The sequence below is a fragment of the Aestuariivita sp. genome (assembly GCF_021404545.1).
Taxonomy (GTDB): domain Bacteria; phylum Pseudomonadota; class Alphaproteobacteria; order Rhodobacterales; family Rhodobacteraceae; genus Aestuariivita.
On the sequence record NZ_JAAWWD010000038.1, the window covers coordinates 18252 to 38471 of the forward strand.

Annotated in this window: 19 protein-coding genes and 1 riboswitch; of the genes, 7 read left to right on the top strand and 12 right to left on the bottom strand. The window is 62.9% G+C overall.

Annotation, left to right across the window (positions count from 1 at the left end; all coding sequences use genetic code 11):
* Positions 1–3: 3 nt before the first annotated feature.
* Positions 4–1206 (bottom strand): aminotransferase class V-fold PLP-dependent enzyme, encoded by a 1203-nt coding sequence (locus HEP69_RS12685; RefSeq protein WP_290558908.1) that lies wholly within the window; start codon positions 1204–1206, stop codon positions 4–6.
* A 281-nt stretch (positions 1207–1487) separates the two neighbouring features.
* Between HEP69_RS12685 and HEP69_RS12690 the strand changes: the two genes are divergently transcribed.
* Positions 1488–3275 (top strand): ABC transporter ATP-binding protein, encoded by a 1788-nt coding sequence (locus HEP69_RS12690; RefSeq protein WP_290558992.1) that lies wholly within the window; start codon positions 1488–1490, stop codon positions 3273–3275.
* A gap of 3 nt (positions 3276–3278) precedes the next feature.
* Here HEP69_RS12690 and HEP69_RS12695 read toward each other — a convergent pair whose 3' ends face one another.
* Positions 3279–3968, bottom strand: coding sequence for a TIGR04283 family arsenosugar biosynthesis glycosyltransferase (locus HEP69_RS12695; protein ID WP_290558909.1), 690 nt, complete (start codon positions 3966–3968; stop codon positions 3279–3281).
* A gap of 69 nt (positions 3969–4037) precedes the next feature.
* Here HEP69_RS12695 and HEP69_RS12700 point away from each other — a divergent pair, with 69 nt between their 5' ends.
* Together HEP69_RS12700 and HEP69_RS12705 are read left to right on the top strand one after the other, a co-directional pair.
* Complete coding sequence (locus HEP69_RS12700) at positions 4038–4787, top strand: folate-binding protein (RefSeq protein ID WP_290558910.1); 750 nt, start codon at positions 4038–4040, stop codon at positions 4785–4787.
* 286 nt (positions 4788–5073) lie between these two features.
* Positions 5074–5334: a hypothetical protein gene (locus tag HEP69_RS12705; RefSeq protein ID WP_290558911.1), complete on the top strand. Its 261-nt coding sequence runs from the start codon at positions 5074–5076 to the stop codon at positions 5332–5334.
* Positions 5335–5353: 19 nt separating this feature from the next.
* On the opposite strand, the gene HEP69_RS12710 is transcribed toward HEP69_RS12705, so the two are convergent.
* The 4 genes from HEP69_RS12710 to HEP69_RS12725 form a co-directional block, all read right to left on the bottom strand.
* The gene (locus HEP69_RS12710; RefSeq protein WP_290558912.1) at positions 5354–6094 is read right to left on the bottom strand and encodes a YebC/PmpR family DNA-binding transcriptional regulator; all 741 of its coding nucleotides are present in this window, start codon (positions 6092–6094) and stop codon (positions 5354–5356) included.
* A 78-nt stretch (positions 6095–6172) separates the two neighbouring features.
* Positions 6173–6490: a protease inhibitor I42 family protein gene (locus HEP69_RS12715; protein ID WP_290558913.1), complete on the bottom strand. Its 318-nt coding sequence runs from the start codon at positions 6488–6490 to the stop codon at positions 6173–6175.
* A complete protein-coding gene (locus HEP69_RS12720; protein WP_290558914.1) occupies positions 6480–6899 on the bottom strand; it encodes a hypothetical protein in 420 nt (139 codons plus the stop codon). The genes HEP69_RS12715 and HEP69_RS12720 overlap by 11 nt, the downstream gene beginning before the upstream one ends.
* 52 nt (positions 6900–6951) lie before the next feature.
* The gene (locus HEP69_RS12725) at positions 6952–8064 is read right to left on the bottom strand and encodes a C1 family peptidase (RefSeq protein ID WP_290558915.1); all 1113 of its coding nucleotides are present in this window, start codon (positions 8062–8064) and stop codon (positions 6952–6954) included.
* 310 nt (positions 8065–8374) lie between these two features.
* On the opposite strand from HEP69_RS12725, the gene HEP69_RS12730 reads away from it, so the two are divergent.
* Both HEP69_RS12730 and HEP69_RS12735 read left to right on the top strand, forming a co-directional pair.
* Positions 8375–10147: an SLC13 family permease gene (locus HEP69_RS12730; protein ID WP_290558916.1), complete on the top strand. Its 1773-nt coding sequence runs from the start codon at positions 8375–8377 to the stop codon at positions 10145–10147.
* A 14-nt stretch (positions 10148–10161) separates the two neighbouring features.
* Entirely contained in the window at positions 10162–10692 is a 531-nt protein-coding gene (locus HEP69_RS12735; protein WP_290558917.1) for a YqhA family protein, read from the top strand.
* Here HEP69_RS12735 and HEP69_RS12740 read toward each other — a convergent pair.
* The 3 genes from HEP69_RS12740 to HEP69_RS12750 form a co-directional block, all read right to left on the bottom strand.
* Positions 10675–12333, bottom strand: a complete 1659-nt coding sequence (locus HEP69_RS12740; RefSeq protein ID WP_290558918.1) for an FAD-binding dehydrogenase — start codon at positions 12331–12333, stop codon at positions 10675–10677. The genes HEP69_RS12735 and HEP69_RS12740 overlap by 18 nt on opposite strands.
* A gap of 1 nt (position 12334) precedes the next feature.
* Entirely contained in the window at positions 12335–13192 is an 858-nt protein-coding gene (locus HEP69_RS12745) for a bile acid:sodium symporter family protein (protein ID WP_290558919.1), read from the bottom strand.
* A gap of 81 nt (positions 13193–13273) precedes the next feature.
* Positions 13274–14008, bottom strand: coding sequence for a glutamine amidotransferase (locus HEP69_RS12750; RefSeq protein WP_290558920.1), 735 nt, complete (start codon positions 14006–14008; stop codon positions 13274–13276).
* Positions 14009–14431: 423 nt separating this feature from the next.
* On the opposite strand from HEP69_RS12750, the gene HEP69_RS12755 reads away from it, so the two are divergent.
* On the top strand, positions 14432–14821 hold the full coding sequence (locus HEP69_RS12755) for a VOC family protein (RefSeq protein WP_290558921.1): 390 nt from the start codon (positions 14432–14434) through the stop codon (positions 14819–14821).
* A 6-nt stretch (positions 14822–14827) separates the two neighbouring features.
* Here HEP69_RS12755 and HEP69_RS12760 read toward each other — a convergent pair whose 3' ends face one another.
* The 3 genes from HEP69_RS12760 to HEP69_RS12770 all read right to left on the bottom strand — a co-directional run bounded on the left by HEP69_RS12760 (position 14828) and on the right by HEP69_RS12770 (position 17910).
* Positions 14828–16606 (bottom strand): SLC13 family permease, encoded by a 1779-nt coding sequence (locus HEP69_RS12760; RefSeq protein ID WP_290558922.1) that lies wholly within the window; start codon positions 16604–16606, stop codon positions 14828–14830.
* Between the two features lie 113 nt (positions 16607–16719).
* On the bottom strand, positions 16720–17532 hold the full coding sequence (locus tag HEP69_RS12765) for a TIGR00282 family metallophosphoesterase (RefSeq protein ID WP_290558923.1): 813 nt from the start codon (positions 17530–17532) through the stop codon (positions 16720–16722).
* A gap of 117 nt (positions 17533–17649) precedes the next feature.
* Positions 17650–17910 carry a DUF2312 domain-containing protein gene (locus tag HEP69_RS12770; RefSeq protein WP_290558924.1) on the bottom strand — a complete coding sequence of 87 codons (261 nt, stop codon included), beginning with the start codon at positions 17908–17910 and terminating at the stop codon, positions 17650–17652.
* Positions 17911–18036: 126 nt separating this feature from the next.
* Positions 18037–18249: riboswitch (cobalamin riboswitch) on the top strand.
* A gap of 125 nt (positions 18250–18374) precedes the next feature.
* Here HEP69_RS12770 and HEP69_RS12775 point away from each other — a divergent pair.
* Positions 18375–20216, top strand: a complete 1842-nt coding sequence (locus HEP69_RS12775; protein ID WP_290558925.1) for a TonB-dependent receptor — start codon at positions 18375–18377, stop codon at positions 20214–20216.
* The last annotated feature ends 4 nt before the right edge of the window (positions 20217–20220 follow it).

Here is a 20220-nt window from a genome sequence, read left to right on the forward strand (position 1 = left end):
TATCTAAGGGTGCATGTCGGCCAGAACGGCGGCAGCGGCCTCAAGCGCGCCATGCCCGTGCGGGATCTCAAGCGCGGTCAGCCCGGCCTCGACCCCGCCGAGCAGGCCCATAATCATCTGCCCGTTCACGTGGCCCATATGGCCAAAGCGAAAATGCCCGTGTGAGGCATAGTCGCCAGGCTCGGCCATTCCCAGACCGATCCCCAGGGTCAGTCCAAGGTGCCCCTCAACCCATTCGCGCAGCGCCGTGCCTTGCGGCGGATCAAGGCTGAGCGATGTGACCGCGCGGGACCGGTGCGCCGGATCGGCGACATTCAATCTCAGCGGGCCCTCGGCCGCCCAGCTATCGCAGGCCGCCCAGATCGCGCGCGCCAGCCGGTCGTGGCGGGCCCAGATCGCCTCAATCCCTTCGGCTTTGATCATGTCGAGCGCTGTGCGCAGCCCATAGAGATGATGGGTCGGCGCGGTTCCACCGAAATAGTGAAAGAAAAGGTCGGGCTTGGCACGCGGCGCCCAGTCCCAATAGCGGCTGACACGTGGCAGCGACTGGCGCACCGCCTCTGCCCGATCATTGAAGTAAACAAACGCGACGCCCGGCGGAACCATCAGCCCCTTCTGGCATCCCGTGACCATCACATCGACACCCCAGCGATCCATCTCGAACCGGTCACAGCCAAGCGACGCGATGCAATCTGCCATCAAGAGCGCGGGATGACCAAGCTCATCAAGAAGCGCCCGCATCGCGGGCACATCGTTCAGGATCGAGGTCGACGTGTCCACATGTACCGCGAGCACCGCCTTGATCCGGTGCCCGGTATCTGCACGCAGGGCGGCGGCGACACGCTCCATATCCCAAGGCGATTGTTTGCCGAAGTCGAGGATTTCCGCGGTGGCGCCTACCCCTTCGGCCATATCAGCCCAGCCATGCGCGAACCGTCCCGTGGCAGGCACCAGCACCCGATCGCCCGGTGTCACTGTATTGGCCAGAGCGGCCTCCCATGCCGCATGTCCATTGCCGATATAGATCGCGACCTGATGATCGGTCCGCGCCACGTATTTCAGATCGGCCACCAGCGCGGGCATCATCTCGACCAGCTCACCGTCATATATGTTGGGTGCGGCGCGATGCATGGCCTGCAAGACCGCATCGGGAATGACCGATGGGCCGGGGATCGCCAGATAGGCGCGTCCGCTGGGGGCTGTCATGTTTATACTCATCTCTCTGGGGCCTTCCGATGGTCTTGGGACGGCACACTATCCTGCGTGCCTGCCGCGTCAATCCGGGCCGACGGCCACGCATACCCTATCGTGACGACACGCTTGCGCAGGCGGGCCCGCCGCACTACACCGCTGCAACGATGATCAAGAAATCCGCCGGAGCCTTGATGCCAACGGACACCGCGTCCCATTCGCCCTTTGCCGAAACGGTCCCCGCCAAATCCAGTGTTCTGCTGGCCTGGTTGTGGCGGTCCTATCTGCACAAGCATATGCGGCTTTTGGGTGTTGCGCTGGTGTTTATGGTCATCGAGGGATCCACACTGGGCGCGATCAGCTACATGATGCAACCGATGTTCGACAACGTGTTTGTCGAACGCAATACCGACGCGCTCGGGATTGTGGCGATGGTCATTCTGGCGATCTTCGTGATCCGCGCGATCTCGGGCGTGATCCAGAAAGTGATCCTGACCCGGATTGCGCTGCTGACGGCGGCCGATCTGCGGCTGAGTCTGCTGGATCATCTGATCAAGCAGGACGGTGCCTTTCATCAATCCCATCCGCCGGGGTTCCTGATCCAGCGGGTCCAGGCGGATGTGGATGCGGTGAATTTCGTCTGGCGCATGCTGATCACCGGCGCGGGGCGCGATACGATCTCATTGATTGTGCTGATGGGTGTCGCAATCAGTATCGATTGGCGTTGGGCCGCGATTGCCTGTATCGGCACGCCGCTGATGCTCGCCCCCGCGTTTGGCGCGCAACGCTATGTCCGCAAGAAAGCCCGCTCCGCACGCGATTTGGGGGCCAAGCTGGCGACCCGCCTCGACGAGGTGTTTCATGGCATCGTGCCCGTCAAGCTGAACCGACTTGAGGGCTATCAATCGCGCCAGTACCGCGCGCGTACCGAAGAATTCATCCATTCCGAGACCCGTGCCGCAATTGGCACCGCGGCCATTCCGGGCATGGTCGATCTGATGGGCGGCATCGGGTTCATGTGTGTCCTTCTGTTCGGTGGGGCCGAGATCATCGCCGGTGAAAAAACCGTCGGCCAGTTCATGGCGTTTTTCACCGCGATGGGGCTGGCCTTCGATCCGATGCGGCGCCTGGGTGCGCTGTCGGGGTACTGGCAATCCGCCGCCGCCGCCATAGAACGGCTCAAAGAGCTGATCGACACGCCGATCCGACTGACCTCTCCGGAAAATCCGGTGGCGCCGCCCACCGGTCTGCCGAAGGTAGAGATTTCCGGTGTCACCTTCTGCTATGGCGAGGACGCTGTCCTGCGCGATCTGAACCTGATCGCCGAGCCAGGCCAGACCACGGCCCTTGTCGGGGCATCCGGGGCGGGCAAATCCACGATTTTCAATCTGCTCACCCGGCTGGTCGATCCCCAGGAGGGATCGGTCAAGATCGGCGGGGTCGAAGCGCGCGAGATGTCATTGGAGGATCTGCGCGATCTTTTCTCGGTCGTCACTCAGGAGGCGCTGCTGTTCGATGAAACGCTGCGCGAGAACATCCTGCTGGGCCGCACCGATGTGAGCGATGCGCGCCTGAGCGAGGTGTTGGATGCCGCCCATGTCTCGGATTTCCTGCCCAAGCTGCAGGATGGTCTTGAGACGAAGGTGGGGCCGCGCGGGTCGGCCTTGTCGGGCGGCCAGCGCCAGCGTGTGGTGATCGCCCGCGCGCTGCTGCGCAACACGCCCATTTTGCTGCTGGACGAGGCGACCAGTGCGCTGGATGCGCAGTCCGAACAGGTGGTGCAGACAGCGCTCGACCGGCTGTCGGGGGGGCGCACCACCCTGGTGATCGCGCATCGTCTGTCGACCGTGCGCAATGCCGACAAAATCATCGTGATGGACCGGGGCGCGGTCGTGGACAGCGGCACCCATGAGGAGCTTCTGCAGCGCGGCGGGACCTATGCGGATCTCTATCGGCTGCAATTCCGAGAGGGAAAGACCGTGATCGATCCGGTCGGGCGCAAGGCGATTTCGGGCGCCACCCCGATCCGCGGAGAGATCAAGCCCGGCTGGTTTCGGCGCATGGGTCAGCGGCTGTTCGGCTAGGCGTCAACGGCGATAGGATTGGGCAAGCCGGTCCGGGCTCACCCCCGCGAAGTACTGGGCAAGCGTCCAGAGGTTGCGTGCTCCGCGCCGCAGCCAGCCTGCGCGCTGATACCGCTCTGCGCTGGTCGTTGCGCAGACCGGCAGACGCGTCAACGGAATTCCGGCGCGGCGCAAGGCCCGGATCAGCGCCACATCCTCCATCAAAGGCTGATCCGCAAATCCGCCCGCGCGCGTGTAGTCCCGGCAGGAGAGGACCAATCCCTGATCCCCATATGGCAATCCAAAGAGCGCCGCGCGCAGATTGGCCCAGCCCGCCACCAGCGCGGGCATCAAGCCCGCCGCCTGGAATCTGAGCCGGAAATAGGCAGCCCCCCGCCCGTGATCGAGATGTGCGGCCAGTGCGGTGCTCCATCCCGGTTCAAGCCGCGTATCTGCATGCAAGACCAAAATCCAGGATCCCCGCGCCTCGGCACAGGCACGGCGCAATTGACCGCCGCGCGACGCAGACCCCTCGATCAGGCGCGCGCCCGCCTCATCTGCGATGCGTGTCGTGGCATCGGTCGAGCCACCGTCGGAGATGATCAATTCGCGGATCAAACCGGCATGCAGCCCTTCCATCAACGCCTCAAGCGTCGCTGGCAGCGATGCGGCGGCGTTAAGCGTGGGAATGATGATGCTGATCTGCGCGCGCATACGTATTGACCCCTGTTTCGTCGGTTCGTGGCATCTATATCTAGGGGCAGATAACAAGGGAGCCAGATCATGACCACCCGCCGCATACTAAAGCTGACAGGAGCTGATGCCGAGACGTTTCTGCAAGGGCTGACCACCAATGATCTGGGCGGACTGGATCTGGGGCTGGTCTATACCGCGATGCTGACGCCGCAAGGCAAGTATCTGGCGGATTTTCTGCTGTCCCGCCGGGAGGGCGCCATTTTGCTGGATGTGGCCGCCGACCTGGCGGATATGCTGATCAAGCGCTTGACGATGTATAAGCTGCGCGCCGATGTGACACTCGAAGAGGCCGGGCTGAACCTACAGCGCGGAACGGGGCCCGCCCCCGAAGGGGCGCTGACAGATCCCCGGCACAAAGCCTTGGGCTGGCGGGCCTATAGCGACGCACCCGAAAGCGATGACGGCAGCGATTGGGACGCGATCCGTGTGGCGCATCTGATCCCAGAAACCGGCATCGAACTGACCCCTGACACGTTCATCCTGGAAGCGCGGTTCGAGGCGCTCAACGGCGTGGATTTCCGCAAAGGCTGCTATGTCGGACAAGAGGTCACCGCCCGGATGAAGCACAAGACCGAGCTGCGCAAGGGTCTGGCACAGGTGCGTATCGACGGGTCCGCGCCTGTGGGCACGCAGATCACCGCAAATGGCAAACCCGCCGGGGTGCTCTATACCCAGTCCGGCGGGCGCGCGATCGCCTATCTGCGATTTGATCGCGCGAACGACCAGATGGAAGCCGCAGATGCTCGCCTCTGGCGCGAGGCTGAGCCGGTCAGTTGAGAGGTTTCACCGCGCAAGGCGCGGCGACCGGGGCTGCGCGGCTGGCGCCGCGCAGCCCTGAGACGGGATGATGAGGCTTGGAAAAAGTGCCGCGCGGAGGCCTTCCCCGGTGCGGATGGCCGTGAAAGCACAGCAATTGCGCCGCTGAATCAGGCATCCAACAGATCCCTCGCATTGGCCGCGCAATATTATTGCGCAAAGGGCTAGACTGTCGGGATTGAGATGCTATGTGTCGCAAACAGAGCGTTTCCCATCGGAAACTCTGGTGAGCCATAGGAGCAGCCCCATGCCACGCTACAACACCTCGTTTGATCTGGATGTTCAGGACCTCGAATTGATCGAGGACGCGTTGCGCGCACGTAAGTCCGACCTGTCGCTGGAGCGCTTGGCGCTGCTGGGCGGTGATGGTGGGGCGCCGGATCCCGAAGCCCTGGCCGCCCTTGATGCCACGATCAGCGCGACCCACGTACTGCTGGGACGGCTGCATAACCAAAAGGTGTTCTACCGGCCCGAGACGGTGCAGAATGCGCCCTATATCAGCGGCTGAAACAGGATAGCGCCCAGCCTCAGAGCTGGGCCATAACCTCGTCGCTGGCGTCGAAATTGGTGGTCACGCGCTGCACGTCGTCATCGTCTTCCAGCGCATCTATCAAACGCATCAGCTTCTCCATACCCTCCAGATCCAGCTCGGTCGTGGTGGTGGGCTTCCACACCAGGCGTGTCGCCTCGCTTTCGCCAAGCGCGCTCTCCAGCGCTGTGGCAACATCGTTGAGATCGGTATCCGCACACCAGATCGTATGGCCCTCGTCCGAGCTTTCGACATCTTCCGCACCGGCTTCGATCGCCGCCATCATAACGGTATCTGCATCGCCTGCGTCGGCGGGATACACCACCTCACCCTTGCGCTCGAACATGAAGGCGACCGATCCCGTCTCACCCAGATTGCCGCCGCTTTTGGTAAAGGTGGAGCGGACGTTCGAGGCGGTGCGATTGCGATTGTCGGTCATCGCCTCGACGATGACGGCGACACCGCCTGGCCCATAGCCCTCATAGCGGATTTCCTCGTAATCGTCCCCCTCGCCGCCGGAGGCCTTCTTGATCGCGCGCTCGATATTGTCCTTGGGCATGGACTGGCCGCGCGCCTCTTTCACGGCAAGACGCAGGCGCGGGTTCTTTTCGGGATCGGGATCGCCCATCTTGGCGGCAACCGTGATCTCTTTGGACAGTTTCGAGAACAGCTTGGCCCGCAGCTTGTCCTGACGCCCTTTACGGTGCTGAATATTCGCCCATTTGGAATGCCCTGCCATTGTGATGCGCCCTTCATCTGCCCCTCTGTCGCGCTCATATAGACGCGGGGGGCGGCAGTGTTCAAGGCGGCGCGGGGTTCACCGGACCTTGAGGGTCACGCTGAACGTGGCGTCGGGGCGTGCGTCCGGCTCCCAGGCCTGTCCGCGCGACAGCGTCAGGTCGGTATCGCCGCCGCGCAGCCGCAGACGAATGACCCGCTCGGACGCGGCCCCGGGTGCATTGGCGCGGGGCTGATCGTTGCGGTCCTCAAGAATGTCGACGCCAGCCTCGCTGTCCAGCATCCAACGCATTCCTGTCGTGGGGTTTTCCGGCAAGCGCAGCTCGATCACCTGACCGGCAGAGACAGGGACCTCACGGCCCCTGTCCTGTTCTGACAAGATCAGATCACCAGACATAGATCTGATGGATTTCATTGTCGGTGCCAATCTCGACATTCACGGTGGCATTGGTCTGTTCGGCATGCGACGCCAGCATCGTCAGAGACAGGAACGTGCTGTCATTCGCGTTCGACAGCCGTTTCCAGCCCAGCCCCGGGATAGCCGCATAGGCGTTGCGGTTCGAGGCGTTGCACCAGGTGGCGGTGATTTTCTTGCCATTGTGCCAGGCGGTGATGCCTTCGGCTTCGGCCTCGACCGTGATGTCGTTGGGCGGTGTCATCGCGGGGCGGTCGATCCGCTCGACGATTGTGTCGCCCAGCAGGGCCGCGACATCCATGGTTGGGGCATCGGCAGGCTGGGCCTGGCTGTCGTCCCGCACCAGGTCCTGCACCTCGCCGGGGGCGTCTTGGGGTTTGCGTTTGGCCATTGGAATGGTCCTTTCTGAAAAAAGTCATTTGATTTGAATGGAAAAATCACGATCAGGTCACATAGACTTCCTTGACCTGATTACCGTCGATCAGGGCGCGCACATTGCGGTTGCCCGACTTGGCTCCGATAAGGCACGACAGCATCGCCTGCTGCTGCACGTCGCTGGTGGTGACCAGCTTGCGCCATCCGGTGCCCTGGAAATGCGCCCAGGCATTGCGCGCGCTGTCATTGGCCCACAGGCCATTGACCTTGAGGTTGTTGGCCCAGGCCTTGAGCGTGACCGAATTGGCGCCGTATGGCCCATACCAAGTGTCGATCTGGCACTGCCCATAGGCAATGCGAAAGAACCCGCCTTCGCCCCAGTTGGCACCCCAGCTGTTCTTGCAGATCCAGCAGCCCTGGGCATCGTTGTAACCGATGATTTCCACGCAATGCCCGCCCGCCGATCCGCCTGACACGTGGCGATAGACACCCGAGCGGTAGCTGAAGAAATCCTGATAGACGATGAAACAGCCGGTGACAGACCCCTTGGTCGCGATCCAGTTCTTGATCGCCGCGCGCCCGGTCAGTTTGGTCTTGCCGGTGACCTTGGCGATGTTGTTCTGCCAGCCGCCGGGAACGGCACACGCCTGTTGGGTCCCGGTATAGGGATAGACCGACTCCAGCGTGACGCCCTTTTGCTTGGCCTTGTCCAGCGCCTGATCGGGGAACCAGCCGTTTTGACAATTACGCCCTTCCTCGCCGCCATGGCAGTAGAACAGATGCGCCTCGGAAAGATCGAGGTTCAGGTTCGGATTGGCGACCGAGCGTTGATAGGTCGTCTCCATCACCGCTGCCACGCCATGCGCCACGCAGGACCCGCACGAGCCCTGGTTCTTGACCGCCGTGGTATAGTTCTTGCCGCTCACGTTGCGGTGGTCAAAGGCCGCAGGCGCGCCAATGCTTTCGGACGCGATTATCTCCGAGGTCACCGCCGGGGCAGCCTTGTCCGCTTTGACGGCCTCTTGCAGCGTCATGGCGCCCGGCGGGGGATTAAAGCCCAGGCGGACCCGGCGTTCATCCTCGGTCATCAACGCCATATCGGTGCCAGGGTCCATTTCCCACGGCTGGCCCGCGTCTTCCAGGTCGGATTTGAGGGTTTTGAGATCAAGTGCATCAGTCATGTGTTGCCTCCTTTGCGCAATTCGACTGGTCCGGGGCCGCAGTAATTGCGACGGGTCCGGCTTTGCAGTGGGGACAGGTGCCCCGGTCTTGGTCTTGAAGCGCGCCCATAAAAATGAAGCGGGCGCTGAGCCGCAGAAAAATACGAGTGCGGCATGGGTTTGAGTGTATCAACGAAACGTGAATTCGCCAAATACACGAAATCCTCCATTGATTTTTGCCAAAGACACAACTTATGGGCGAATCGTACACATGACGACTATTCACATGCGTATCGCTTGCCCCAGCCCGCCCCGTCGTTAGAGTGGCGCGATGACCACCGACCAGATTATCCTCTTCTGCCTCTTTGGCGCCGTTTTCGCTCTGCTGATCTGGGGACGGTTCCGATACGATCTGGTGGCGTTCTCGGCGCTGATGGCCGGCGTGGTGCTGGGCGTCGTGCCCACCGATCAGGCGTTTTCAGGATTTGGGCATCCCGCGACACTGGTGGTGGCACTGGTCCTGGTGGTCTCGGCCGGGCTGGTCCGGTCGGGCGCGGTGTTCCTGATCACGCGGACGCTGGTGGATCAGTCGCGGTCGCTGGGCGCTCACATCACGCTGATGGGCGGGATCGGTGGTGTGCTCTCGGCGTTCATGAACAACGTTGCGGCTCTGGCGCTGTTGATGCCCGTCGATATGCAGACCGCGCGCAAGGCGGGACGCAGCCCGGGCCTCAGCCTGATGCCGCTGTCGTTTGCCACCATCCTCGGGGGCATGGTCACGCTGATCGGCACGCCGCCCAATATTATCATCGCCTCGATTCGCGAGGACGCGCTGGGAGAGCCCTTTGCGATGTTCGATTTCGCCCCCGTGGGCGGGGTCGCCGCGATTGCGGGTCTGGCTTTTGTCGCGCTGGTGGGCTGGCGGTTCATCCCCGCGCGCGAAGACACCGGCGGTACCATGGGCGCGCTCAACGACTATGTGGCCGAACTGACGGTACCAGAGGCCAGCAAACAGATCGGCCGGAGGTTGGCCGAGTTGGAGGAAACGGCCGAAAAAACCGATGTCGCCATTCTGGGACTGATGCGCGACGGAAAGCGCCTCTATGGCCGGGCGCGCCATTCGCGGCTGCGCGCGGGCGACAGTCTGGTGCTTGAGGCTGCACCCGATGCGCTGGATGAGTTTCGCAGCGCGCTCTCGCTGGCCTTTTCCGACCCCTCCCGCCAAGAGGCGCTGACCGCCGAGGGTGACGGCGTCGACGTGATCGAACTGGTGGCCACCGAAACCTCCCGCATCACCGGCAAGACGGCGCAAGGCGTCGGCCTGGCTTGGCGGCAGCGCGCGGTGTTGATGGGGATCTCACGGCAAGGCAGGCAGATCACCAAACAGGTGCGCAAGACCGTCGTCAAACCGGGGGATATCCTGCTGGTGCTGGTGCCGCGCGACACTGCGGGCGATGTGGCAGGATGGCTGGGCTGCCTGCCGTTGGCCGAACGCGGTCTATCGGTGACGGCGGATGAAAAGGTATGGATGGCCATCGGCTTTTTCGCCGCAGCCGTGATCGCGGCCAGCCTTGGACTGCTCTATCTGCCGATTGCACTGGGGCTTGTCGTGGTGGCCTATGCGTTGACCAAGATCGTGCCCCTGTCAGAGCTTTATACCCATATCGAATGGCCGGTGGTGGTGCTTCTGGGCTCCATGATCCCGCTGGGGGCCGCGCTGGAAAGTTCGGGCGGGACCGAGCTGATCGCGGGCAGCCTTCTGGGGTTGACCGATGGGCTGGCACCTTGGGCGATCCTGACCGTGCTGATGGTGGTGACGATGACGCTGTCGGATGTGCTCAACAACACCGCGACCGCAATCGTGGCGGCCCCTGTGGGCATCCAGATGGCGCAAAGCCTTGGCGTATCGCCCGATCCGTTCCTGATGGCGGTCGCGGTCGCGGCCTCGGCCGCGTTCCTCACGCCCATCGGGCACAAGAACAACACGCTGATCCTGGGTCCCGGAGGATACCGCTTCGGGGATTACTGGCGTATGGGCCTGCCGCTGGAAATTCTGGTGATTGCGGTCTCGGTGCCTGCTATCTTGATCTTCTGGCCCCTCTGACGCAAAGGACCCACATGTCTGAAAACCAAGATCCGACCCTGATCAGCCGCACCTTGGGGGCCAGCCGGTTTCTGATCATCCTGGCCGTGCTGGGATCGCTCCTGGCCGCGGCCACGCTTTTGATCTATGGCGTGCTGGAGGCGGGACAGCTGATCCTTGCGACCCTCGAAAAGGCCGAGATTTCGCGCAAGGGCGCCAAGGCGCTGGCGCTGGAATTCATCGAGATCGTCGATCTGTTCCTGCTGGGCACGGTGTTCTACATCATCGCTCTGGGCCTTTACGAGCTGTTTATCGACACCAATATCCGCGTGCCCGAATGGCTGGAAATCAAGACGCTTGACGATCTCAAGAACAAGCTGATCGGCGTGGTGATCGTGGTTCTGGGCGTGCTCTTTCTGGGTCAGGTCGTGGGCTGGGACGGCGAAAGGGACCTGTTGGGATTTGGCGCCGCAATCGCGCTGGTGATCGCCGCGCTGACCTATTTCCTGGGGCTCAAGACCAGCGGGAAAGAGCCCAAGACACCGCCCTCAGGCGACGGCCCCTGAACGGCCTGCATTGCGGCCCGAAAAGATGCAGCCACCCAGAAACGTGCCCTCCAGCGCGTTGTACCCGTGGTATCCGCCGCCGCCGAAGCCCGCAACCTCGCCGGCCGCAAAAAGCCCGGGCACCACCTGTCCGTCCGCGCCCAGCATCTGACTGTCGAGATTGGTCTGCAACCCGCCCAGCGTCTTGCGGGTCAGCACATGCAGGCGCACCGCGATCAGCGGCCCGTTGGCGGGGTCAAGGAATTTATGCGGTTTGGCGGTGCGGATCAGCCGATCGCCACGATAGTTGCGCGCGGCATGGATCGCCATGATCTGCGCATCCTTGGAAAACGGGTTGTCGATCTGGGCATCGCGCGCCTCGATTTGGGCGCGCAGGCGGGCCTCGTCGATCAGCCCGCCGCCCGCGATCTGGTTCATCCCCGCGACCAGCCCGCCCAGATCGCGCGAGACCACGAAATCCTCGCCCTTGTCCTTGAACGCCTCGACCGGACCGGTGGCCTTTGTGCCCGACAGCACCCGCTGCCGGATCACCTCCATCCATTTGGCAGAGGTGAAATCGGGGTTCTGTTCCGACCCCGAGAGCGCGAATTCCTTCTTGATCACTTTCTGGGTCAGCACGAACCAGCTATATTCATAGCCTGTCTCCAGGATCATTTTCAGCGTGGCCAGGCTGTCGAAGCCCGGCAAGGCGGGAGGCGCAAAGCGGTTGCCTTGCGCATCGAACCACATTGAGGACGGCCCCGGCAGGATGCGAATGCCGTGCCCGGGCCAGATCGGATCCCAGTTCTTGACCCCTTCGGTATAGTGCCACATCCGGTCACCATTGATCAGATGCCCGCCCGCCGCGCGCGCGATATCGATCATCCGCCCGTCCACATGGGCGGGCACGCCCGCCACCATCTCCTTGGGCGCGGGTCCCAGCCGGTGCGTCGGCCAGGCTTTGCGCACCATCTCGAAATTGCCGCCGATCCCGCCGGAGGTGACGATAACCGATGGCGCTTGGATCTCGAACTCCCCTGCCGGATCGCGGTTGGTGGCCTGCCCGCGCACCGCCGCGTCCTCGGCCAGCAGTGTCCCAGCGACACCCTTGGCCGCACCGTTTTCCATGAGGATGCGATCCACCTGATGGCGATACCGGATCTCGACCAGGCCGGATTTGATATGCTCGGTGACGCGCGCCTCGAACGGGGCCAGCGTGCCGGGGCCGGTGCCCCAGGTGATGTGAAACCGCGGCACCGAATTACCGTGCCCGTCGGCAAAGGACCCGCCCCTTTCGGCCCAGCCGACCACCGGAAACCAGCGCATCCCCATCCGGTGCAGCCAGCCGCGCATTCCGCCTGCTGCGAAGTCGATATAGGCCTCGGCCCATTTGCGCGGCCAGTGATCCTCGGGCCGGTCAAAGCCCGCACTGCCCATCCAATCGCGCAGCGCCAGCGCCTTGCTGTCGCGGATGCCCATGCGCCGCTGTTCGGGCGTGTCGATCATAAAAAGCCCACCCAGGCTCCAGAACGCCTGACCGCCCAGGTTCTGCGGGCCTTCCTGATCGACGACGATCACCCGTTTGCCACGGTCCCCCAGTTCGGCCGCGGCCACCAAACCGGCCAGACCGCCGCCCACGATGATGGCATCCGCACTGTCCATGTCACCTCCTCCTGAACCAAAGAACGAACGGCAAAGCCACCAGATACATGGTGATGCCGTAGACCGCCGGGGGCAGCTCCATCGCGGTAAAGCCATCGGCCTGACCGGTGATAATCGTGCCCAACGTAATCCCCAGCGTGGCGTTTTGCACACCCGTCTCGACCGAGATCGTCTTGACCTCGGACCAGTGCAGCCCCGCAGCCAGCGCCAGCGCCAGCCCGATCAGCATCAGCGCCGCATTCATCGAAATCAGCGCAGGCCCCAGCGTGGGCAGGTTGGCCACGAAGATATCCCAGTTGGCCGCAAGCGCCGCCAGCACGATGACGATAAAAAGAACCGTGGCCAGCGTCGACAGCAATGGCTCGATCCGGTCGGCGAACCCGGTGGCAAAGTGCCGGATCAACACGCCGGTCAACACCGGCAGCGTGGTGATCAGGAACATCGCCATGGCCAAGGATGCGACCGACACTTCAGGTGCGGCATCGCCCATGAAATGCACCACCGCCCAGGCCGCCAGCACCGGCACGGTCAAGATCGACAAAAGGCTGATCACCGCCGTCAGCGACACCGACAGCGCCACATCCCCCTTGGACAGCTTGGTGATCATATTCGAGGTCACGCCACCGGGACAAAAGCTGAGCAGCATGAACCCCACCGCGATCTCGGGCGGCAGACCAAAGGCGATGACGATCCCATAGGCGGCAACCGGCAGCAGGATCACCTGACTGATCGCGCCGATGGCAAAGGCCTTCGGACGCCTTGCGACACGCCCGAAATCCGCAAAACTCAGCCCGACACCGAGGCTGAGCATGATGACCGCCAGCGACAGCGGCAGCACCACGTTGATCAGGATGTCCATTCGTCGTCTCCCCCTCTTGGCCAAAGCTTAGGCAGGCGGCAGGGGAGCTGGCAATGCCGCGATCACGGCCTTGCCGTGGCGTTACCCATAGCGCGCCGCGAACCGGCGCAGGATTTCCGCGGGCTGTGTCACCTCCGCATCGTGACATTTCTCGATCAGCGCGTCGGCGGCCTCGGGCGGGAAATAGCCGTGGTTCTTGTAGATGTTGATGCGGTTCTCGAAATCACGCGCATCGGCTTCGGGATGGAACTGTGTGGCATAGATGTTCCGGCCATAGCGAACCATCTGGACAGGGCACGCCTCCGAGCGGATCAGATGCACGCAGCTTTCGGGCAGGATTTGAACGGCCTCCTTATGGCCGACAAACGCTTCGAATTCCGGATCCAGCCCTTGGGTGAGCGGATCGGTCTGCCCTGCTTCGGTCAAGGCGCAAAGCGACGGGCCGACCGGTTCTGAATAGCGGCTTTTGTCGACCACGCCGCCCAGATGATGCACCAAGACCCCCAGACCGTAACAGCACCCCATGAACGGGTGATCGCGCGCCACGATCTGCGGCATCAACCCCATCACCTGTGCTTCGATCCGCGCCTCGACCGGGTCCTTGCCTTGCGCGGGATCGCTGACACAGCCCGGCCCGCCGCCAATCAGGGTCCCGGCATAGCGGGCCAGATCGAGAGTGCCAGGCAGATCGTCGCGGTCGAGCCTGATGCGATCAACCCGTTCGGGCGGCAACTGGCATTTGTCCAAAATCGCCGCGAATTCCTGATCCGAGGCGTCGGTCTCGGGGCGGGCTTGCAGGATAAGGAACGGTTTCATCAATGCGGATCCAACCGGTTTTTCGTGTCAGCCATGTCGGCGCGTCGCTTTGGCAGTCTCGGTGCCCCGCTTCGGAACGGCGCCAACAGGCGATACCCGATGAACCAGTCGGTGTCACGGGTGATCGGGCCTGATTTGCCCCCACCCCGGCACCCGCCGGGCCAGGGCCGTTTCGGTCTTGCGCGATGGCACATGTTTGGCCCGAACCCATGCCACAGCACAATCGAAGCGCCCGCCGCCCCCTCCGGCACTGGATCAAACGGATCGCCGCATCGCTTGACCGGGGCATGCGATCGCGCATCGGGCCACGGTTCATGCCTTGCGCAGCGCCGCGGCGATCGGGCAGGTTCGCAAGAGCGGCTCAGGTCTGCCAAGGATTTGGTCCCGCCACATCCTGTTGCGTTCTTACAGAAAGGTACGATCATGGACCGCCCCGCCGCCCCGAACACCCTTGCGATCACCTTCCTTTATTACCGCGACCTCGCTGCGGCCATGCGGTTTTACGAGGATGTTCTGGGCCTGCCGCTGGCCATCGACCAGCATTGGTGCAAGATCTATCGCATCGCCGAGGGCGCCCATGTCGGGCTGGTGGACGAAGCCAAGGGCATGAACAACTGGAGCGCCGACAAGCCGGTGCAGCTGTGCATCCGGGTGCCGGATGTGGAGGCCTGGTATGCCTATGCGCAGCATCATGCGCTGGACGCGCTGTCGGAGCTTTTTGTGAATGACGAGATCGGCATCCGCGCCTTTGTCTTCAACGATCCCGAAGGCTATCAGGTCGAGATCCAGTCGGCGACGCGGCCCGGCGCCTGACCCGCCTCAGAGCGGCCAGATCAGCGGGATCAGCGCCGACGCCAAAAGCCCCACGCTGAGGTTGAGCGGAATGCCGACACGCATGAAATCGGTGAACCGGTATCCGCCAGGGCCATAGACCATCATGTTGGTCTGATATCCGATGGGGGTGGCGAACGAGGCCGACGCCGCCACCATCACCGCCACCACCAGCGGCCGGGGATCAAACCCCAGCGCCGCCGCCAGCCCGATCGCAATCGGGGTCACCACAACGGCCACGGCGTTGTTGGACACAAGCTCGGTCAACACGCTGGTCAAGAGGTAGATCGCCCAGACGATCAGAAACGGCGGCAAGGTGGTGACGTAGGGCGCCAAGGCCTCGACGATCAGACGCACCGCCCCCGAGGCCTCCAACGCGGCGCCGATGGCCAGCATCGAAAAGATCAGCGCCAGCAGTCGCCCGTCGATAAACGAGAACGCCTCGTCAGCATCAATGCAGCGGGTCACCAGCACGACCGCGACAGCCAGCACCGCCAGGAAAAAGATCGGCGCCACGCCCAGCGCCGCCAACAGAACGATCCCGCCCAGTGCAGCGATGGCAATCGGCGCATGACCGCGCCGATACTCCCTCTGGGACGGGTGCGAGACATCGACCATCTCCATCTCGCTGGCCAGCCGCTGAATATCAGCGGGCGCCCCCTCCAGAAGCAGCGTATCGCCGACCCGCACCACCAGATCGTCAAGCTGCCGCCCGATATTCTGATTGCGCCGATGCACCGCCAGGACATAAACGCCATACCGCCGCCGGATCCGTAACGAGCCCAGGCTGCGCCCGATCATCTTGCACCCGGGCGTGATCAGCACCTCGACCGTTGTTGTCTCCACCGCCGAGACCTGATCGACACGTTTCAGCGATTTGTTGCGCTGAAGGCTGAGCAGCTCGGCCATGCGCGTGCGCAGCACCACCCGGTCGCCCACTTGCAGCGCCACCCCCTGCAGGTTGCGCCTGAGCGACATGTCGCCCCGCAGGACGTCGATCAGCCGCACGCCGTCGCGTTTGAAAAGCTGCACACCCAGCACCTCGCGTCCGATCAGGTTCGAGTCGGGCGGGATCACAGCTTCGGTAAAGAACTTCATCTGCGAGCGGTCGCTGAGCAGCATGGCCATGCTGTCGCGATCCGGCAAAAGGCGCGGCGCGATATAGCGCAGATAGATCATCCCCCAGACAACCAGCACGATCGCCAGCGGCGTCACCTCGAAAATACCAAACGCCGCAAGGCCCTGCGCCCGGGCCACACCATCGACCAGCAAGTTGGTCGAGGTGCCGATCAGCGTGAGCGTACCCCCCAGGATCGCGGCATAGCTCAGCGGGATCAAAAGCTTGCTGGCCGAGATCCCCAATGTGCGCGCCAGCTGGACAAAGACCGGGATCATCACCACGACCACAGGCGTGTTCGACACCACGGCCGAGGCCAAGACGACAAAGGCCATCAACAGCGCGATTGCCAGTTTGGGGTTGGTCCCGGCCTGTTTCTCGGCCCTCCGGGTGAAGGAATTGAGCGCGCCTGTGCGCACCAGCGCGCCCATGATGATAAACATCGCCGCAATGGTCCAGGGCGCGGGGTTCGACAACACGGCCAGCCCCGCATCATAGGGCAGCACTCCCAGAACCAGCATCATGGCCACACCGCTGAGCGCCACGACCTCTGTTGGCAAGGTCTCGCGCAGGAACAGCACGAACATGCCCAGCACAATGCCCAGCGTCACCAGCGCGGCGGCGGTTTCGCCCAATTCCAAGATGCCCATCTATGTTCCGATACTGGCCCGTCAGGGTATATTCTTGCTCAAGCGTTGTCTCGCATCAAGCGCATCCTCCCCGCGCGGCTCAACCACAAGCAGGCCAAAAAGCCGCAACCGGCTCATGGACGCGCTTCTTGCAACCGCCCCCCCACCCGGATCATCGAGACGGATTGCGCCAGCCCGGTGCGATCGTCGGTCTCGACAAACACACCCGACAAGGTCGCCTCACCCAAGGCGGGCGCAAAGCGGGCCTTGGGCATCCCGGTGATGAACCGGCGCAGCGGCTCGTCCTTTTGCATGCCGATCACCGAGTTGTAGTCGCCACACATGCCCGCATCGGTCAGATAGGCAGTGCCGCCCGGCAGGATCTGCGCATCCGCGGTCGGCACATGGGTGTGGGTGCCCACCACCAGACTGACGCGCCCGTCGCAATAATGCCCTATCGCCATTTTTTCCGAGGTGGCCTCGCAATGCATGTCGATGATCGCGGCCTGCACCATCCCGCCAGGGGGATGGGCCTTGAGCACCGGATCCAGCGCCGAGAACGGATCGTCAAAGGGCCGCTTCATAAAGACCTGGCCGAGAACCTGTGCGACCAGAACCTTGCGCCCGCCGGGCGCGGCAAACACACGATGCCCGCGCCCTGGCGCGGCCTTGGCAAAATTCAGCGGGCGCAGGATCCGCGTCTCTGCCCCGATCGCCTGCAACATGTCCTTTTGATCGAACGCATGATCGCCCAGCGTCACGCAATCCGCCCCGGCTTCAAAAAGCCCCTTGGCATGATCGGAAGACAAACCCATGCCATTGGTCGCGTTCTCACCGTTCACGACCACGAAATCGAGCCGCCATTCAGCGCGCAATCGCGGAAGATGAACTGCCACCGCATCGCGGCCCGCGCGCCCCATCACATCGCCCAAAAACAATAGTCTCATGTGACCCGTCTAGGCCGCAATCGCCCGACCGACAAGCCGGGAAATCCCGGCCTGCTTCTTCTGGCCAAAAATAGTCCCGGGGGGTCCGGGGGGCTGGCCCCCCGGGAGGCGCGGACCTTACCGCATGCCCAAGGCTTCCTTGTACATGTCCAGAACCGCCTCTTCCTCGGCGATGTCGTCCTGATCGCGCTTGCGCAGCGCAATCACCTTGCGCATCACCTTGGTGTCATAGCCGCGCCCCTTGGCCTCGGCCATGACCTCCTTTTGCTGGTCGGCAATATCCTTTTTCTCGGCCTCCAGTCTCTCGAACCGTTCTATGAACTGGCGCAGCTCATCCGCGGTAACCCGGTAGGTGGCATCGGTCGAGGTGTCGGTCATCAAATAGTCTCCGTCTCGCGGGTTTGGGGAATAACGCCCGTTCGTACCCGCCCCCCCGCTGCCCCGCAAGACGCAGAATGCAGCACGCGCACCGCAATCACATCTTGATCGGCCCGCGCGCGGGGGGTACGCATAAAGCGCTTTGGTTCGACGAGGCGACTCGTCGTTAAAGGGAACGTGGTGCGGTTTTTGTAAGACCAATGCCACGACTGCCCCCGCAACTGTAAGCGGAGAGCGAGGCCGGAATATACCACTGGGCGCCCGGACGGGGCGCACGGGAAGGTCCGGCCAAGCGACGACCCGCAAGTCAGGAGACCTGCCAGAGCGATCACCTTCACCCGGCGCGGGGCGCGCAGGGATGGACGGCGCTTTAGCCCGGAATGGTGACGCAACACGCACCGTTTGGGCAAGGGCGATCCTTTCCAAACATCTCTGAAAAATGTCTGGAAAGGACACCAAAGAACATGAAGGCCTGTCTCAGTTCTGCCTCCGTATTGGCACTCATTCTCTCCGCCCCGACTGTGCTTGCACAAACCTTCGATCTTGGCGAGATCGTCGTCTTTGCCAACCAAACCGAAACCGAAGCGGACCGCGTTGGCGTCACGGTCGAGGTCCTGGACGCGCAGGAAATCGCCACCAGCCCGACCGCCAGCGTCGCGCAAACCCTCAGCCGCCTGCCGGGTGTCGCGACCAACAGCAATGGCGGCCAGGGAAAGCTGACCCAATTGCGCATTCGCGGCCTGAACGATCGCTATATCGGCGTGCGCATCAACGGCTTTGACGTGTCCGATCCTGGAAGCACCCAAACCGCCTATAACTGGGGCGGTCTGTCGGGGGCGGGATTGTCGAGCATCGAGGTGCTCAAGGGCACCCATTCGGCCCTTTACGGCTCCGAAGCCATCGCGGGCGTGATCAATATCACCAGCTACCGGCCGACTGAAAACGGCACGTTTTATCGGTATGGCCTTGAGCTGGGCAGCTTTAACACACGTCGCGCCGATTTCAGCGTCGGTCAAAAAACCGATCGCGCAATGGTTGCCCTGACGCTCTCGCGCGTGGTGACCGACTCCTTTTCATCGGCCGATGAGAACCAGGGCAACACGGAAACCGACCCCTATCGCGGCACAACGGTGCTGTTGTCGGCACGCTATGCGCTCAACGACCAGGTGACCGTCGGCTTTGAGGGGCTCTATGAAGAGCAAGAAACCAATATCGATGCCGGAGGCGGCGTTGGCGGGGATGCCAACCGTCCCTTCTTTACCGACCGTGCGGGCGCCCGGGTCTACGCGGAAATCGACGCCGGGGCCTTCCAGCACGAAGTCGGTATCAGTTACTTCAAGACCAAACGTGCCGATCCGCTCACAACCTTCGGCAGCCCCAATTTCGAAAGCCGCCGCACCGAGGTGCGCTGGACCGCTACCACGGATCTTGACCGCGGCCCCCTGACATTTGGCATCGAGTATTCACACGAGGAGGCCGATTTCTCCAACGGCACGGCCGACTATGACACGATCTCGCTCTTTGCCGAGCATCAGATCGCCCTCTCCGAGCGGCTCGATCTGACGCTGTCCGCGCGGGCCGATGACCACAGCGAGTTCGGGTCGGCGGTGACCGGTCGGATTGCGGCCGCCTGGCGCCCCAGTTCCGACACCGTGATCCGCGGATCGCTGGCGACGGGGTATCGCGCGCCCTCGTTGAACGAGCTTTTTGGCCCCTTCAACACCGCCGTAATCAACCCCCAGCTTGAGCCCGAAGAGAGTAGGAGCGCCGAAGTCAGCATCGAGCGCCGGTTTGCGGGCGGCGGACGTGTCCAAGCGGCGGCGTTTTATACACAGATCGACGATGTCATAGACTACATTTCCAGCCCAACGCCCCCGTTCCAAGGCGCATACACCCAGATCCCCGGCACCACGACCGCCAAGGGTCTCGAGCTTTCGGGTCGTTTTCCCGTGACCGGCGCGGTGTCTGTATTCGGCAGCTATACCTTCACCGATTCCGAACGGCCCGACGGCACCCGCGAGCGCCGCGTGCCCGAGCATGATATCGTGCTCGGCATCGACGCGGATTTCGACAACGGTTGGGGAGGACAGTTCGTGGTGAACCGCGCGATCGGACGCGTAGACGGGTTCTTTCCGGTTGACGTTCCCGATTACACGGTTGCGAGTCTGCAAATCAACTATGACGTGACCGACGCCGCAAATCTCTATCTGCGTGTCGAAAACCTCTTTGATGAGGAGTATCAGACCGCGATCGGTTACGGCACCTCCGACCGGGCGGTCTATTTCGGGGTCCGTGGCAGTTTCTAGGATC